The sequence below is a fragment of the Nocardia terpenica genome (assembly GCF_013186535.1).
Lineage (GTDB): Bacteria > Actinomycetota > Actinomycetes > Mycobacteriales > Mycobacteriaceae > Nocardia > Nocardia terpenica.
This window is the reverse complement of the sequence record NZ_JABMCZ010000003.1, coordinates 792,654-808,087: the sequence shown is the minus strand read 5'-3', so window position 1 is coordinate 808,087 and position 15,434 is coordinate 792,654. Positions and strand designations below refer to the sequence as shown.

The window sequence follows — 15,434 nt, the reverse complement described above, 5'->3', positions numbered from 1 at the left end:
GTTGTTGTCGGAGAACGAGGAGAGGAGCCCCGGGTGCCCCCCAGGAAGCGACAGGCGAGCATGCATCAGGCGCCGTCGACGATGAAGGAGCTGAAGGACACGCTATGGAAGGCAGCCGACAAACTCCGGGGTTCGCTGTCAGCGGCCCAGTACAAGGACGTGATCCTCGGCCTGGTATTCCTCAAGTACGTATCCGACGCCTACGACGAACGCCGCAACACCTTGCGCGAGGAACTCGGTGGCGACAACGCGGACCCCGTGCAGCTCGAGATGGACCTCGACGATCCCGACGAATACCAGGGGTACGGGGTGTTCCTGGTCCCAGACAACGCGCACTGGAGCTATCTGTCGGAGCACTCGAAGGGCCGCAACGTTCCCGGCGAGCCCGCCCAGTCGATCGGTCGGCTGATCGACGAGGCGATGGACGCGGTGATGGCGGCCAACGAGTCGCTGCTGGGCACCCTGCCTCGAATCTACAACCGCGACAACGTCGATCAGCGCCGCCTCGGCGAACTGGTGGACCTGTTCAACAGCGCCCAGTTCAGTCGGCAAGGCTCGCACAAAGCCCGCGATCTGATGGGCGAGGTGTACGAGTACTTCCTCGGCAACTTCGCTCGCGCGGAAGGCAAACGGGGCGGCGAGTTCTTCACCCCGCCCAGCGTGGTGCGCACCATCGTGGAAGTGCTGGAACCAAGCAGTGGCCGCATCTACGACCCGTGCTGCGGTTCGGGCGGCATGTTCGTACAGTCGGAGAAATTCGTCGAATACCACGAGGGCGACGCGCAAGACCTCGCCGTCTACGGCCAGGAAGCCATCGAGGAGACCTGGCGGCTGGCGAAGATGAACCTCGCCATCCACGGCATGGACAACAAGGGCCTCGGCGCCCGCTGGGGCGACACCTTCGCCCGCGACCAGCACTCCGGCGTGGACATGGACTACATCATGACCAATCCGCCGTTCAACATCAAAGACTGGACCCGCAACGTCGAAGACCCACGCTGGGTATTCGGCGTACCCCCGGCCAACAACGCCAACTACGCCTGGATCCAGCATGTGTTGTACAAGCTCGCTCCGCACGGCTCCGCCGGCGTGGTGATGGCGAATGGGTCGATGTCGTCGAAATCCAACGGGGAAGGGGACATTCGCGCCCGCATCGTGGAGGCCGACCTGGTGTCGTGCATGGTCGCGATGCCGACCCAACTGTTCCGCTCCACCGGGATTCCGGTGTGCGTATGGTTCTTCGCCAAGGATAAGAAAGCCGGGCAGGGCGGGGCCATCGACCGGAGCGGGGAGGTGCTGTTCATCGACGCCCGGGAACTGGGGTACATGGTGGACCGGGCCGAGCGGGCACTGGCCGATGACGACATCGCCAAGATCGCGGACACGTATCACGAGTGGCGGGGGACGCGGTCGGCTGCGATGAGGGGTCTGACGTATGAGGATGTGCCGGGGTTCTGCCGGTCGGCGACGGTCGAGGAGATCAAAGCGGCGGACTACGCGTTGACGCCCGGGCGGTACGTAGGGGCGACCGAGGGAGAGGTCGACACGGAGCCCATGGATATGAAAGTGAAACGCCTCAGCGCTGAATTGCTGGATGCGTTGAAGATCTCCGATGACGCTGGCCAGGCGGTCCGGATTCAATTGAAGAGGTTGGCATGAACGCATTCACGGAGCGGTCGCTCCTTGACTTGACCAGCTTCATTGTAGACAACCGAGGACGCACCTGTCCCACCGCTAATGATGGCATACCTTTGATCGCGACGAATTGCTTGAAGGCAGGAAGTCGTGAGGTTGTGTTCGAGAACCTACGCTATGTCGACGACGAGACATACTCAACCTGGTTCCGGTCACATCCCAAGCCCGGGGATATTCTGTTCGTCTGCAAGGGTTCGCCGGGACGTGTCGCGGTTGTCCCTGACCCCGTCTCGTTCTGCATTGCGCAAGACATGGTTGCCTTGCGGGCGGCGAACGATGTTTGGCCTGGCTATCTATACTATCGCATTTTGGCACCTGACGTGCAGTTCGGAATCCAGAACATGCACGTAGGAACAATGATTCCTCACTTTAAGAAGGGCGATTTCGGTAACCTCGCCATTCGCGTCCACCACGACGTCGGCGAACAGCGGGCGATTGCGGAGGTGCTGGGGGCGCTCGATGACAAGATCGCCGCCAACAAACGACTGATCACCTGCGCAGAGTCGCTAATGATCGCGTACGCAAGCGAGGCGACTCGTTCGACGAAGATTGGAAGTCTTGCGAGCCATTCAACTCGATCACTGAGCCCTGAAGAGTTCCATAAAACGGTGGCACACTACAGCTTGCCCGCCTTCGACAGTGGCGCACTTCCGGTTACCGAAGAGGCGAGATCGATTAAGAGCAACAAATTTATAATCGACAGCCCCAGCGTTCTCATTTCGAAGTTGAACCCGAGAATTCCACGGCTCTGGAATATTGTTGAGCCGACAGGAATTCAGTCAGTGGCTTCAACGGAATTCGTCGTTCTAGTTCCGAGAAGCAACTCGACCTCGGTATTGTGGGCACTGCTGGCCCAGCCTGCTGTATCGATCTACATTTCCAGCAAAGTAGCCGGCACATCAGGGAGTCACCAGCGTGTCAAGCCGCTGGAGATCCTAACAACCAGAGTAGGCGACCCTGAATCGCTCGACAAGGTTGTAAGAGATCTTATAGACAGCTTGGGGCGTCGCATCAACGGAGCGCGGGGAGAATCTCAAGTCCTCGCCAAAACCCGCGACGAGCTCCTCCCCCTCCTCATGTCCGGAAAGCTCCGCGTCAAGGACGCGGAAAAGAAAGTGGAAGAGATAATCTGATGATCGAGAATGTCGGTGTCAGTGAGGACCAGCTCGAGCAGATCATGGTCGACCGGTTGGGGGATTTTCACGGGTGGCAGCCGTTGGCTGGCACCGACATCGCTCCGGGGCGAGATCTGGGCCGCGAGTCGTGGCAGGACCTGGTACTGCCGGGGCGGATGTTGGAGCGGCTGCGGCAGCTGAACCCGGCGGTGCCGGTGGAGTATCTGGAGCAGGCGCGGGCGGAGGTGCTAGCGCCCACGTCGCAAGACGCGATCGCGGAGAATTTCCGGCTGCACGAGATCCTGGTCGACGGGTATCGCGGGATCAGTTACGTCGACCACCTTGGGGTGGAACAGAATCCGACGATCCATTTCCTCAGCGATCGGGTGGAAGACAACGAGTTTCTGGCCGTGCGCCAGGTCGACATCCGGTCACGGGAGCATCGGCGGCGCTTCGACATGGTGCTGTACCTCAACGGACTGCCCGTCGTGATTGTCGAGCTGAAGAAGCCGGGGACCCGGGCAGCCGATCTGGCATCGGCGCATGCGCAGCTGGCCACCTACCTGGACGAGTTCCCGATGACGTTCCGGTTCACGGTTTTGACCGTGATCAGCGACGGCGTCACTGCCCGTTACGGCACCCCGTTCACGCCGTTGAATCACTACTCACCGTGGAACGTGGACGAGAACGGGGAGCCGCTGGCGTTCGGTGCCCGCCTCGAGGACGAGGATGCCGGCATCCAGCTGGAGTACCTGATCGACGGAGTCTTGCAGACCGAACGGTTCCTGCAATTGCAGCGCGACTATGTCGCCTTCGACAAGACCCCCGACGGACTGGTGAAACGAATCGCCAAGCCTCATCAGTATTTCGCGGTTTCCAAAGCGGTCGGTTGCACCATCGAGGCGATGCGCAGCAACGGCAAAGCCGGTGTGGTCTGGCACACCCAGGGTTCGGGCAAAACGATGGAGATGGAGCTCTACACCCACCTGGTAGGCACCAAACCACAGCTGAAGAACCCGACCATCGTGCTGGTCACCGACCGCACCGAACTCGACGGGCAGTTGTTCGCGGCATTCTCGAAATCGACACTGCTGCAAGAGGAACCGAAACAGATCGGCAGCCGCTTCGAACTACGCACCGCGCTGGCCGACCGGCAGACCGGCGGCATCCTGTTCACCACACTGCAGAAGTTCGGGCTGTCCAAGGACGAGAAGGAATCCGGGTCCAGCCACCCACTGGTGTCGGATCGGCGCAACGTCATCGTGATCGTCGACGAAGCCCACCGCAGCCACTACGACGATCTCGACGGGTATGCCGCACACCTGAAGTCGGCGCTGCCCAACGCAACGCTGATCGCGTTCACCGGCACCCCGATCTCGTTCGAGGACCGCAACACCCGCAAGGTGTTCGGCGACTACATCGACATCTACGACCTGGCCCGCGCCGTGGACGACGGCGCGACCGTACGAGTGATCTTCGAGCCGCGGCTGCCGGAGGTGAAGGTGGCCGAGGATGTCACCGACGCCGAGATCGACGGCGCCGCAGATGCGGCGGTCGTGGGGCTCGACGACATCGAACGCCGCCGCGTCGAGCAGTCGGTCACCGTGCTCAATGCCCTATATGGGGCGCCGGAACGGTTGGCGAAGGTCGCCAAAGACATCGTCGAACACTGGAAGGATCGACGGGAGGTGATGGACGAGTTCATCGGTGGCCACGGCAAGGCGCTGATCGTCTGCGCGACCCGCGAGATCTGCGCGAAACTCTACGAGGAGATCATCGCGCTCGAACCCGGCTGGGAATCGGACTCGCCGGCCGATGGTGTGGTCAAGGTCGTCTACTCGGGCAGCGCCAAGGACCTACAGCCGATCCGCAAGCATGTGCGCCGCGAGTCGGAGAACAAGGTCATCACCAACCGGCTCAAGGACGAGAACGACCCGCTGGAGCTGGTGATCGTGCAGAACATGCTGCTCACCGGATTCGACGCACCACCGCTACACACCCTCTACCTGGACCGGCCGATCCAGGGCGCGCTGCTCATGCAGACTCTGGCCCGGGTGAACCGCACCTTCGAAGGCAAGAAGGACGGCCTGGTCGTCGCATACGCGCCGATCGCCGACAACCTGGAGAAGGCGCTCAAGGAATACACCCGCACTGCGGGCCGAGAACAACCGGTGGAGACGACACCGGACGAGGTCATCGAACTCACCCGGCAACTGGTCGCGGCGCTGGACGCGTTGTGCGCGGGGTATCCGTGGCGGTCGAAACTCAACGGCAAGCCAGGCCAGTTCATGCGGGTCGTCACCGGTCTGCTGGAGTTCCTACGATCCCCCACCACCCCGGGAAACCAAGTGGCCCCCGGTGATCCGACACTCGGCGACCGGTTCCGGGACTTCGCCAATCAGCTCGGCCGGGCCTGGGCGGTGTGCCAGGGCTCACAGACCCTGGCCGATCTGCGGCCGGTGATCAGCTTCTACGAACAGGTCCGGGTCTGGATGGCCAAATGCGATGCCGAGCAACGCAAGGCCGAAGGACGGCCGCTACCCGCCGACATCAAACGAGTCCTCGACAAATTGCTGGCCGATTCCACAGCCTCCGGCGCGATCATCGACATCTACGCCGCCGCGGGCATACCCAAGCCGTCACTCACCGAGCTCACCCCTGAATTCGAACGGCGGACAATGGAATCCGAGCACCCGCACCTTGCGATCGAAGCATTGCGGGATGCGCTGACCGACGAAGTCCGCCGCAGCACCCGCAACAACCTGGTCCGGCAGAAGGCCTTTTCCGAGCGTCTGCGCGAGCTGATGAATAGGTATACCAACCAGCAACTCACTTCCGCGCAGGTGATCTCCGAGTTGATCGAGTTGGCTCGCGAGGCCGCCAAGGAACGCGACCGCGGTGCCGCGTTCACCCCACGGCTGGACGAGGATGAGCTCGCGTTCTATGACGCCGTCCATGAGAACGAGTCCGCGGTCGTCGAAATGGGCAACAATATTCTCGGCGACATCGCTCGTGAATTGGTCGCCGTTATGAAACGGGATATAAAGACCGACTGGACGGTTCGCGACGATGTCCGAGCGAAACTCCGCTCCACGATCAAGCGGCTCCTGCGTAAGTATGGGTACCCGCCGGACAAGCAGCCAGCCGCGATCCGGCAGGTGATCGACCAGATGGAGGTATTGGCACCGAAATACGCGGAGGCAAAGCGAACAGCGGAGTCTGGGAGATTGCCGCGATAAGCAGAGAGCCTGCGTCGATGAGCTCACTGGTGCGCTCGAATCCCTTGCCCAAATCACAACCACCGACGGGAACGAGAGTGAGAACCGGCGGCCAGCACCCCCAGGACGGTGTGCTCAACGCTGCAACGCGGAGGTCAACGAGGGCCCCACGGCTACCAATCACCGGACTGTCGCCGACCTGCCGGTCGATGCCGACAGTTCTCTGGTGGTCGCATCGGTGGAGTTCGCCACCAAGGCCGTCGACGGCAATCGCAGCCGAGCCGAGCCTGTGGTCGCGGTAGAGTCGACCAGCATCAGATGACTTCTGTCGATATTTCGAGAATTGACGCTGGGACGGCGAACGACAACAACCGTCTACAGCTGGTAATCGGCTTCGATCACCAGCTGTCCCCGAAAACCTGACTTGGGACAGATGTTGATCTTGGCGATGGTTGCTGGCTCGTGATCAGCGGGGCCGTTGTCGAGCAGGCTTGAATTTGCACAGTAAGCCAATCTTCGTGCCTGGTTCGGGTGGCCTACGTGCGGACGGTGAAGATCGCGTCGGGCGACTGCGGTGCAGATCGTGCGGTCGACGCGGCGTGGTGCCCGCGATATCAAGCATGTCGGATCGGCGCACGACGACGCCGAGTTGGAGGCGTTGCGGGCCGCGGCGAACCAGCGCCTGGCCGCTGGCATGATCTCTGAAGCCCCAACCAAATCGCGATCGCCGAGGCCGGTCTGTCGTTCATCCTCGGCACCCGCATCCCCCGCAAACGGCAAGTGATGACCGAGTGGCGACAAATGCACCCCGGCAAGGACATTTCCGACGGATACGTATTCACTCAGCCCTGGGCGGCGACCGGCAAGGAGAAAGCGCGCGGGATCCTCGACACCGTCATCTACTACCAATACCGAGCCGATCGGGCGCGGCGCACACTGCGCGGGATCGACGAACAGGTCGCGAAGGCGGAGAAAGCCGTCGACGGGAAGGTTCCGGTGAAGAAGAACCGGTTCGTGAAACTCATCGGTGCCACCAAACCGTCGATCGCACCTTGGAAGCCAAAACCCGGGCGCTGGTCGGACTCAAGGGCTACACCACGAATCTGACCAGCCCCAACGCTGAGTTCGTCATCGGCGCCTACCACCACCTGTGGCGAATCGAGAAAGCGTTCCACATGTCCAAAAACGACCTGCAAGCCAGACCGATCTACCACTACAAACGCGAATCCATCGACGCTCACTTGACCATCGTGTTCGCCGCCCTCGCGGTCTCGCATCGGATCGAGACCCGCACCGGATAGAGCATCAAGAAATTCATATAGACCGCCCACCGCTACCGCACCATCGAGATCCGAGCCTGGCAACCGAACCCTCACCGCCGCCGACCCGCTACCCGCCGACCGGGCCGAGGCCCTGACCAAAACCCACCGAGACCGCCGAGCCGAGCCCGGCGACTTGCACACTAACTTGTCCCAAGTCAGGTCTACAGCTGGTAATCGGCTTCGATCACCAGCTATCCCCCGAAACCCCCAGGTCGTCCCGGTTCCCATGTTCGGTGCGCCCTTCCGAGGGCACGAACCTGCGGCGCTGGCCGAATTTCATGATCGTCCCTGGGTGTCCCTGATAACGATTCCCCGCTCACGAAGCCTGGCATGCACCGTCGCACGTCCACATCCAGACGCTCTCCCCCCGGGCCAGAGACCAACCCAGCTCGTACAGATGCACCGCTTCGTCGATCTGCTCGGCCACCAAACCGCGCCGACGCATCGATACCCCGTGCGGGCCCACACAAGTGCAGATGTTTGTTGAGGGCCAAGGCTTCTCGCACATGCACATCTCTCTGACGGAAGTTACGTTCAGTTGATGTATGCCCTCCACGCAGTCTCCCCCGTGGCGCGGAATCGTTCGGATCGGAGTTGACAAGGTAGTGAACCAGCGACTGGCTAGAGCCTTGAGTGTTGCTGCCCTCGGCATCGCTACCACTGGACTCTTCATTCCCCGGGCTGGCGCCCAGCAGGCCACCAATCTCGCGCCAGGTGTCGATTGCCACTGGTTATCGTGCACCAACAACGACGAAATCGGACTTCCACAACACATTGGTACTCGCACACAGCACGGACAACTCTATCGAGCAGGACTGTAGGTCAGGCCACCCGGTCGATGTGTATTACACGTCGGCGTCGGTCTTCAAGCCGATGCCACCTCGACCAGGGACCGGCTCAGCCAACTGAGCCCACAAGATCGCTCCGGGCTCAACCCGACTGCTCTCGTCGCCGAAATCTATCCCGCCGCCACCGAATTCGAGCCGCGGAATCGGCGCAACGCTGCCGCCAATGCGTCGGGTTGCTCCAGGGGCATCATGTGCGTGCCCGGGTCGAGCAGGACGTACTCGCTGTCGGGGATGCCGCGGGCCGTTCGGCGCATGTCCTCGGGTGTGGCCGAGAGGTCCTGTTGTCCGGCGATCACGAGGGTGGGGGCGGTGATTTGCGGCAGCCGGTCTACGACGTCCAGGCGGGCCATGGCCCGCCATGCCGCGGCCCAGTCCGCGACGCGGTCGCGGCGGACGCATTCGCGGGCATATCGGACTGCCCAGCCGTCCTCGGCGATGGTCTCGGGCAAGAACCAGCGCAGCAGCGAAACCGGCACCTGCGCCTGCATCCCCTGCTCCTCGGCGGCGGTGGCACGTGCTTCGAGCAGTGCGCGAGGCGATCGGGACGCGGTGGCGATCAAGGCCAGCGACCGGACCCGGGTCGGATACTCGAGCGCGACATGCTGGGCGATCGCGCCGCCATAGGAGGCCCCGTAGATGTCCGCGGCGGGGATGTGCAGGGCGTCGAGCAGGTCGATGGTGTCAGTGGCGAGCTGGTCGAGCCCGGTTGTGTCGGGCGCACCGCGGGCGTGGCCGTGGCCGCGTATGTCGTAGGCGACGACCCGGCCGAGTCCGGTCAGGTGCGGCCACACCGCGCGCCAGAATCGGTGATCCAGCGACAGCGCGTGGATCAGCACCATCGGGACGCCGTCGCCGCCGCTGTCCCACACCATCGTGTCGTGATCGCGCAACCGCACCCGTATTTCCTTGGCGGAGCGCAGGTCCGGGGTACGCAGGTCGGCGAGTCGGCCACCGAGAGCCCGGGCGGCGTTCACCGCGCGCGGCGCGCCCGCATAGGCCAGGGCGAGACTGATCACGTCGGCGATTTCCGCGTCGGTGGCGCCATGCCGCACCGCCGCGTCGAAGTAGACGCCCAGCTGGTCGTCGGTGTCGCCGAGGGCCGTCAATACGGCCAGGGTGAGCAGCGCCCAGTCGCGGTAGCCGATGGCGCGCCCGGCCAGCGGCCCACCGAACCCGTCCAGCAGCGAACGGTGTAGTTGCGGACTGATCGCCGCCAGTTCGTCGACCTTCTCCATCAGGTGCGGACCGGCCAGGGTGATTGCCTCGTGCCGGGCGATCGAATCGTGAGCCGCGCCGGGATCGGCGCGGCCGAATACTGCTGACATAACCAAACCTTTTCTGCCGAAGCCACTTTCACGCTCAGAGGACGGCGTCGATGCGCAGTGGTCCGGCGGTGATACGCCAGGTCGCGATGCGCGCCGGGTCGGTATCGGCGAGGTAGAAGATGTGCATGAACGGGGCCTGCACGACCTCACCGGGTGCGGTCTTCTTCGCCATCCTCGCCTCCCCGCGCAGCAGGCACACGCCGCCGGGGGCGGTCCAGAATTCGAGGACCTCGTGGGTGATGTGCAGGGGCTCATCGATCCGCACGAAGAATTCCTGGATGGCCTGCGCACCGACGATATGCGCTGTCCCGAGATACATTTCGGTGTCGTCGGTGAGATGCGCGAAGCCGTCCCCGAAGGACAGGGTGTCGATCTCCCGCATGATCTGGCGCACCCAGCGCGGCACCGGAGCCGCGACCGCGGTCATGACCGGGCTCCGGCAGCGGCGGGCAGGGCGGTCAGGAACGCGTCGATCTCGGCATTGACCGCGTCCGGGTTCTCCCGGGCGGCGAGGTGACCGGTATGCAAGAGCACGCGGAAAGTGCTGCCCGGTATCGCATCTGCCATCTTCCGCACCACGTGCACCGGGAACTGACTGTCCTCCTCACCGGCGATGATCAGCACCGGGATATCCGGGGAGATGGTCGCCAGCCGGCGGTGTTCGTCCTTGCGGCCGATCAGGATGCTGCGCAAAGCCCACGCCACCGACTTCGGATCGTCCCGCAGAACGAAATCGGTGAATGCCAGGAACTCCGGATTGCTCGCTTCGGCGGTCGGCCCGGCGAAGGCGCCCCGGGCGGCCCGCGCCGCGAGTGCGGGCATCGTGGCATGCAGCGATAGATAGGCCGAAAGTGCTGTGGCCCAGATGCTTTCGAACATGGTGGGCAAGGAGGCGGTAGCGTTGATGCCGATGGCGGCGGCCGTCCGGTCCGGATAGTAGGCGGGGAAGACACCGGCGAGCATGCCGCCCCAGCTGTTGCCGATCAGCACGCATTTGCCGATGCGGAGAGCGTCGAGGATCTCCACCAGCGCGTCGGCACAGTCCTTCAGGTCGATGATCTTGCGCAGCGCCTCGGACCGGCCGTGACCGGGACTGTCCACCAACACGATCCGATAGTCCGGGGCGAAGTGCTCGTACTGATACCGCCACATCGTGCCGTCCATCATCAGGCTCGGCCAGAACACCAGGACCGGACCGTCGCTACGGCCACCGTCGCGCACGTTGATCAGACCCAGCGCGGTCGGGATCAACCGCTCGGTCACGTCTTCCAACTGGTCGCCAGTCATCATGACGACTCCGTTCAACTAGTACTGATTACCTACTAGTCAGAATTTAGCACTAGCTGGATGGCGGCGCCAGAGGCTCCAAGGTGGCCGCTTCGATGGGCCGCCCGCAGCTACTACAGGCGAGATACGGTTCGGTTTCATCGCCACAGGTGGTGTGCCGCAGCGGTCGAGCATCGATCCGCTCACCGGCGGCCCGACTCTCCGCCCAGCGAGCGACCGCGACCAGCGCGGGAACGACAAGCCTGCGCGCATCGTCGGTAAGCAGGTACTCATACCAGCCCTTATCCGGCCGATACACCCGCTTCTCCAGCAGACCCAACTCCGCCAACTCGGCCAACCGCGTCGTGAGCATGGTCGCCGAAATACCCAGCGCGCGTTTGAGTTCCCCAAACCGCCGCACCCCGAAGAACACCTCGCGCAGGATCTGATAGTTCCAGCGCTCGGAGATCGCGGCCAGGAAAGCCTGACTGTACTGGAAGGTGACGTGGTCGACCATGGGCGCTCCTAGTAGTGAATTACAACTAGTTTGATGGTAGTACTTTCCAGGGTCGCGCAGAGCGCCACGGGCGAAGCCGTCAGGATCATCGTTAACGACAACCTCGCTGACCACGGGTGTCAACTGCGGCTGCCCGGCGTTGAATTCGACCACCCAGCGGACAAGGCGCCGATAACTGCGCGGTCGCTATCGGCCGCACATTTTCGGCGTGCTGCTCTAACGAGACGCCGAGACCGTAGCTCCGATGTCGTCCAGCTGTGTCCCAAATAAGATCCGGGACCATCGACAAGTATCGACGGTCATTGACCGGGTAGACATTGTGGCGTCGAAACTGGAGCGTCGTGCCCGCGACCCGTGCGAGGCTTGGGCATGGCGCGTAGCGGCCCGATTTCCGGTGTTCAGCTGGACGTCCTGAACTGGGTGTCCGAGGGATGTCCGGACGGAGTCATGATGGGCCACACCTATAAGCACAGTGCGAAGGCCCTGGAGTGGCGTCGCCTGCTCACGGTGTCAACGAAGGGCGGCGCCTGGCGCGCGGCGTTGACGGAGGCTGGCCGCTATTATCTCGACCACGGCCGGTACCCGGATGGTCACTGGGACAGCAAACGCAAGGCAAGAGCACCTCGTCGACCTGTCCGGCGGCAGGATCAACACGAAACACCTGACCGGCGCCAGCGTGTCCACGCCGATGCCGCGGTTCAGCGTGACGTGGTAGGCGGCGTCGATCGCCCCTTCGGGGATGAGAGCGAAACCAGGGGCGCCCGTTCGCCTTTGGCGGACTCCTTGCCAGTGGAAGAGCCAGTTGCTCAGTCCAAGAGGAAGCCGCCTCGCCCGCGCCCGGTCGACAATTTGATCGCTGACATCATCGACGCCGACGGAACACTCCTTGTCAGCCGGACAGCCGACGGCCCCAACTACGACAGTCTGATCCGTTCCGCTGTGCGATTGGGCAAAGTACCGAAGGGCAAGCTGCTAGTGGCCGGGCGCGGGCAGGACCCCCGAGAACTGGCCATCAGGCTGCTGGATGAGCCGAAGCCGATTATTGTGCCGATTCGACGCACGTTGTCCCATTCGGCCGTAATTCGCCTCCGGGACGACGAGAAGAGCATGCAGATCACGCCGTCGGTCCGAGTGTGGGCACTTGGCGTGCTGGATGTGCTCGCCTCGGCGCTCACAGCGCAGGGCGCCGACGTCTCCGCGGTGCCGGGACACGATCATCGGGGCGGCTATTACAACCGGCGCAACAGTTCACCACGAGTGCTACAGATCAAGATCAAGGGGCATTCCTTCGGCGTCCAGCTGGTCGAACCGACCGAGAAGGTTCCGCACGAGGCGACGACGACCGAACTCGCCCGCGCCGCAAGGGATTCCGCGTATACGATCACCAAATACGATGTCGTTCCCAGTGGTCGGATCACGCTGACGATCGCAGACGGTGTCTCATGCCTCGAGTCGTCGTGGACGTACAGTGACGACGAGGGCGTAGTCGACTTGGCCCACGTTGTGCTGGAGCTGGAACTGCGGGCAGCGGAGGCCGAGGTGAACCGGCTTGCCGACGAGCGCGACGCAGCCGAACGCCAACGCCGGTGGGAAACAGCAATGGCGACCGCCGAGTCGGCATTCGCAGATGCCCACCGCGCGAAGGTCTTCCGGGAACAGGCCAAGCGTTGGCGCCAGCTGCATGAGCTCGACGAATACCTGGCAGCGATGCAATCCCACATCGCTGGTATCGACGATGAACATGACGCGGAGGAGGCGGCTCGCTGGCTGGAATGGGCGTCGAACCACCGAAAGGAACTGGATCCGTTGCACGGGAGGCTGGGCATGCCTGCCATTCCCAAGCCCAGCGCGGAGGATCTGAAGCCGTATCTCAACGGCTGGAGCTACTACGGTCCGGACCACTCGTCGAGGTGGTGACCGAGCACGGCTTCACCACCACCTCGGCGCACGTACCTTGATGATCCGGACGGGCATTTCGGACGGGTGCTTCGGACGTTCGATCTCGGGCCGGACATTGGCAGGTGTAATGCGTTCGGTCTCGTGTTCCCGTTCGATCACCTCGGCCAAAATGTGGTTATGGTCTCGAACGACGTCGAGTAGCCGCCGCACGATGCGATCGAGTCGAAGCACTTCCGCCTCGGCGGCGGTCACCCGTTCGTATGTGGTTACAGCCCGGTGGCCGCACCACTGACGTAGCAACTCGTGCTGTGGCCGGTCGTGTTCGATGTACCACTTGTACTCCCATTCCGGATCCGAGGTGCATTCGCCCGACCTGTCATGAGCCTGGAACTTACGCCCGCTGATGCACAGGTCTCGCGCTTTTTCCTCGGCCTCCATCACCCAATCGAGAATGGGCGCGGGATTGTGGAGGCACGCCAACTCGGCGACCATCAGCGAGCCTGCCGGTGACAGTATCAACGTGCCGTCGAGCTCGAACGACGCCACGGCAGCGGTGATTTCGTCGAGCGTGGTGCCGATGAGCTTCTCGAATCCGATTCGGTCGTGGACTACCGTTACCTCTTTGACCTGCTGCCCCCAGCACGTCGCGATCTCGTCAGGTATCAGCAGTTCGAACACCGTGTCGATGGCCCATTCCTCCGGCTCGCTGATGTCGCCCTCGGCAGCGAGGCGACTCCAGTTCCCCATGAGCTCGTCATATCTCTGCACGGAGCTCCAAGGACCACGGAGCCGACCCGAAGGAATATTCTCCCGCTGCCCGGCCTTCTCGCCGTCGAGGAACTCGACGTCGACGCGTACGCTCCGCGGTCGCGTGTCGATCGCGAGTACCCGCACACGCTCAGATCGCGAATAGTCACGCAAGCAGTAGATCCACTCACGGCCGACGTCCGCCTGTCCCGGCACGGTACGAAGCTCGTCGTTGGGCGGCGGAGGCGTCATGGCCGAAGCGTCGCACACCTACCGCGATGAGGTCGGCGGATCGGCCGATCGTCGACGACGTTGGTCGATGCGTCCGTACTGTGCTCCTGCAGGGTGGTGCGGACGGACCGGATGACCGCGGCGAAAGGTCCTATGCGGAGTCGCTGTTTGGTTCCCATGGGGTGTCTTCGCGTAGATGTAGTCCTGCTCTGTGCCGAGTCCGGCACTGCACTCCAGCGCCGCCGTTCTTGCATGGCAAGCGGGTCGAGGTCGGCTGGCCACAGATTTCGTGCCAATCACCGGTGAACTCGTTGCGCGCCAGGAACATATGTGCGCCAGTCTCGGCAGTACCCTCGATTGTTCGGTTGGCGTAGGTCCGTTCGACGGTAATGCGGTCGGGGACGTCTGGGACCCGCTCCCATGCCGGAGGCTCGACCGGCTTCCATCGCTTGATCTCCACGACTGCACCGATGACGGGTGGCGTATCCACCTCGCGTTTACGCTGTTCGGCGGCTCGGGCTTCCTCGTGGGCGATACGGTCGGCTTCCTGCGCCCGCTCGATATCCCAGAGTGTGCGCCCTCGCGAGCGTTTCTGATGGTTCCCGCGGGGCTGCCCTTTCGTATCCACGCATTGCGTCCCCGGAGGGACCTCGCAGACCGGGCACTCATGGTATTTCCTGGCTGGATCGTCGATTACGACGACGGTGTCATCATACAACCCCGTGCCTCGCGGGTCGACGAACCGGTCGATGAACTTCGTGGTCCCGTAGGTGACCGATCGGAACCCACCGTTGCGGCCCAGCTCCAGCTCTGTGATTGGACCGTACTTGCGTACCGCTTCGGCCGGGGTCAGACGCTCGGTAATCGCTACGTAGCCGTCCCGAGTCCATTCCTGCCCGATGACACGCTCGCCAACCCGCACCCACGCGATGGGCTCACCACACCAGCCGTCGTAGAGAACTCCGCCACCCATAGCCTCATCGTCCCAACAGCTCAGCCGATGTGTAAGCGTTCGGCTCTGATTCGCTCCCGGTGGGGTGATAGCTCTGCGTGAGTGATGCGCCCCAACTCTCGCCGCTGACGCAGCACGCGTCGCCCGTAGTTGTTGGTGCCGACAACGCGATCCAGCTCCGCACCGGTCGGTGTACAACCCCTCGTCCCCACTCGGCGCAGGAGTGCGCCCACATCCTCTTTCGGCCGTCGCCGTCTCATCCTGCCGAGACCCGCCCGCGACGACTACGAGACGGGGCG

10 protein-coding genes and 1 pseudogene are annotated in these 15,434 nt (G+C 63.2%); 5 read left to right on the top strand and 6 right to left on the bottom strand.

Annotated features, from left to right (window positions below):
• Positions 1–33 precede the first annotated feature (33 nt).
• From HPY32_RS25280 to HPY32_RS25265, 4 genes and pseudogenes are all read left to right on the top strand, one after another.
• A complete protein-coding gene (locus HPY32_RS25280; protein ID WP_067593524.1) occupies positions 34–1,659 on the top strand; it encodes a class I SAM-dependent DNA methyltransferase in 1,626 nt (541 codons plus the stop codon).
• Entirely contained in the window at positions 1,656–2,828 is a 1,173-nt protein-coding gene (locus HPY32_RS25275; protein WP_082871713.1) for a restriction endonuclease subunit S, read from the top strand. The genes HPY32_RS25280 and HPY32_RS25275 overlap by 4 nt, the downstream gene beginning before the upstream one ends.
• A complete protein-coding gene (locus tag HPY32_RS25270) occupies positions 2,828–6,049 on the top strand; it encodes a type I restriction endonuclease subunit R (protein WP_067593527.1) in 3,222 nt (1,073 codons plus the stop codon). The genes HPY32_RS25275 and HPY32_RS25270 overlap by 1 nt, the downstream gene beginning before the upstream one ends.
• 667 nt (positions 6,050–6,716) lie before the next feature.
• Positions 6,717–7,462 (top strand): annotated as a pseudogene (locus HPY32_RS25265) (IS1634 family transposase); the annotation flags it as partial.
• 846 nt (positions 7,463–8,308) lie between these two features.
• Here HPY32_RS25265 and HPY32_RS25260 read toward each other — a convergent pair.
• From HPY32_RS25260 to HPY32_RS25245, 4 genes are read right to left on the bottom strand one after another with little or no spacing between them, the layout of a single operon-like run.
• Complete coding sequence (locus HPY32_RS25260) at positions 8,309–9,523, bottom strand: alpha/beta hydrolase (protein ID WP_082871714.1); 1,215 nt, start codon at positions 9,521–9,523, stop codon at positions 8,309–8,311.
• 34 nt (positions 9,524–9,557) lie between these two features.
• Positions 9,558–9,950: a hypothetical protein gene (locus tag HPY32_RS25255; RefSeq protein ID WP_067593534.1), complete on the bottom strand. Its 393-nt coding sequence runs from the start codon at positions 9,948–9,950 to the stop codon at positions 9,558–9,560.
• A complete protein-coding gene (locus HPY32_RS25250; protein WP_067593537.1) occupies positions 9,947–10,813 on the bottom strand; it encodes an alpha/beta fold hydrolase in 867 nt (288 codons plus the stop codon). The genes HPY32_RS25255 and HPY32_RS25250 overlap by 4 nt, the downstream gene beginning before the upstream one ends.
• Positions 10,814–10,862: 49 nt before the next feature.
• Complete coding sequence (locus HPY32_RS25245) at positions 10,863–11,306, bottom strand: winged helix-turn-helix transcriptional regulator (RefSeq protein WP_067593540.1); 444 nt, start codon at positions 11,304–11,306, stop codon at positions 10,863–10,865.
• 369 nt (positions 11,307–11,675) lie between these two features.
• Here HPY32_RS25245 and HPY32_RS25240 point away from each other — a divergent pair, with 369 nt between their 5' ends.
• A complete protein-coding gene (locus tag HPY32_RS25240) occupies positions 11,676–13,223 on the top strand; it encodes a hypothetical protein (RefSeq protein ID WP_156674687.1) in 1,548 nt (515 codons plus the stop codon).
• Positions 13,224–13,235: 12 nt separating this feature from the next.
• Here the strand turns inward: HPY32_RS25240 and HPY32_RS25235 are convergent, their stop codons facing one another.
• Complete coding sequence (locus HPY32_RS25235; RefSeq protein ID WP_156674688.1) at positions 13,236–14,204, bottom strand: hypothetical protein; 969 nt, start codon at positions 14,202–14,204, stop codon at positions 13,236–13,238.
• Positions 14,205–14,334: 130 nt separating this feature from the next.
• Positions 14,335–15,156 (bottom strand): hypothetical protein, encoded by an 822-nt coding sequence (locus HPY32_RS25230; RefSeq protein ID WP_156674689.1) that lies wholly within the window; start codon positions 15,154–15,156, stop codon positions 14,335–14,337.
• Positions 15,157–15,434: the final 278 nt, after the last annotated feature.

Bases quoted from the DNA above. Each gene is read 5' to 3' on its own strand.
- HPY32_RS25235 (WP_156674688.1), bottom strand. From the start codon at position 14,204: ATGACGCCTCCGCCGCCCAACGACGAGCTTCGTACCGTGCCGGGACAG.
- HPY32_RS25245 (WP_067593540.1), bottom strand. From the start codon at position 11,306: ATGGTCGACCACGTCACCTTCCAGTACAGTCAGGCTTTCCTGGCCGCG.
- HPY32_RS25240 (WP_156674687.1), top strand. From the start codon at position 11,676: ATGGCGCGTAGCGGCCCGATTTCCGGTGTTCAGCTGGACGTCCTGAAC.
- HPY32_RS25275 (WP_082871713.1), top strand. From the start codon at position 1,656: ATGAACGCATTCACGGAGCGGTCGCTCCTTGACTTGACCAGCTTCATT.
- HPY32_RS25255 (WP_067593534.1), bottom strand. From the start codon at position 9,950: ATGACCGCGGTCGCGGCTCCGGTGCCGCGCTGGGTGCGCCAGATCATG.
- HPY32_RS25230 (WP_156674689.1), bottom strand. From the start codon at position 15,156: ATGGGTGGCGGAGTTCTCTACGACGGCTGGTGTGGTGAGCCCATCGCG.
- HPY32_RS25260 (WP_082871714.1), bottom strand. From the start codon at position 9,523: ATGTCAGCAGTATTCGGCCGCGCCGATCCCGGCGCGGCTCACGATTCG.
- HPY32_RS25270 (WP_067593527.1), top strand. From the start codon at position 2,828: ATGATCGAGAATGTCGGTGTCAGTGAGGACCAGCTCGAGCAGATCATG.
- HPY32_RS25250 (WP_067593537.1), bottom strand. From the start codon at position 10,813: ATGATGACTGGCGACCAGTTGGAAGACGTGACCGAGCGGTTGATCCCG.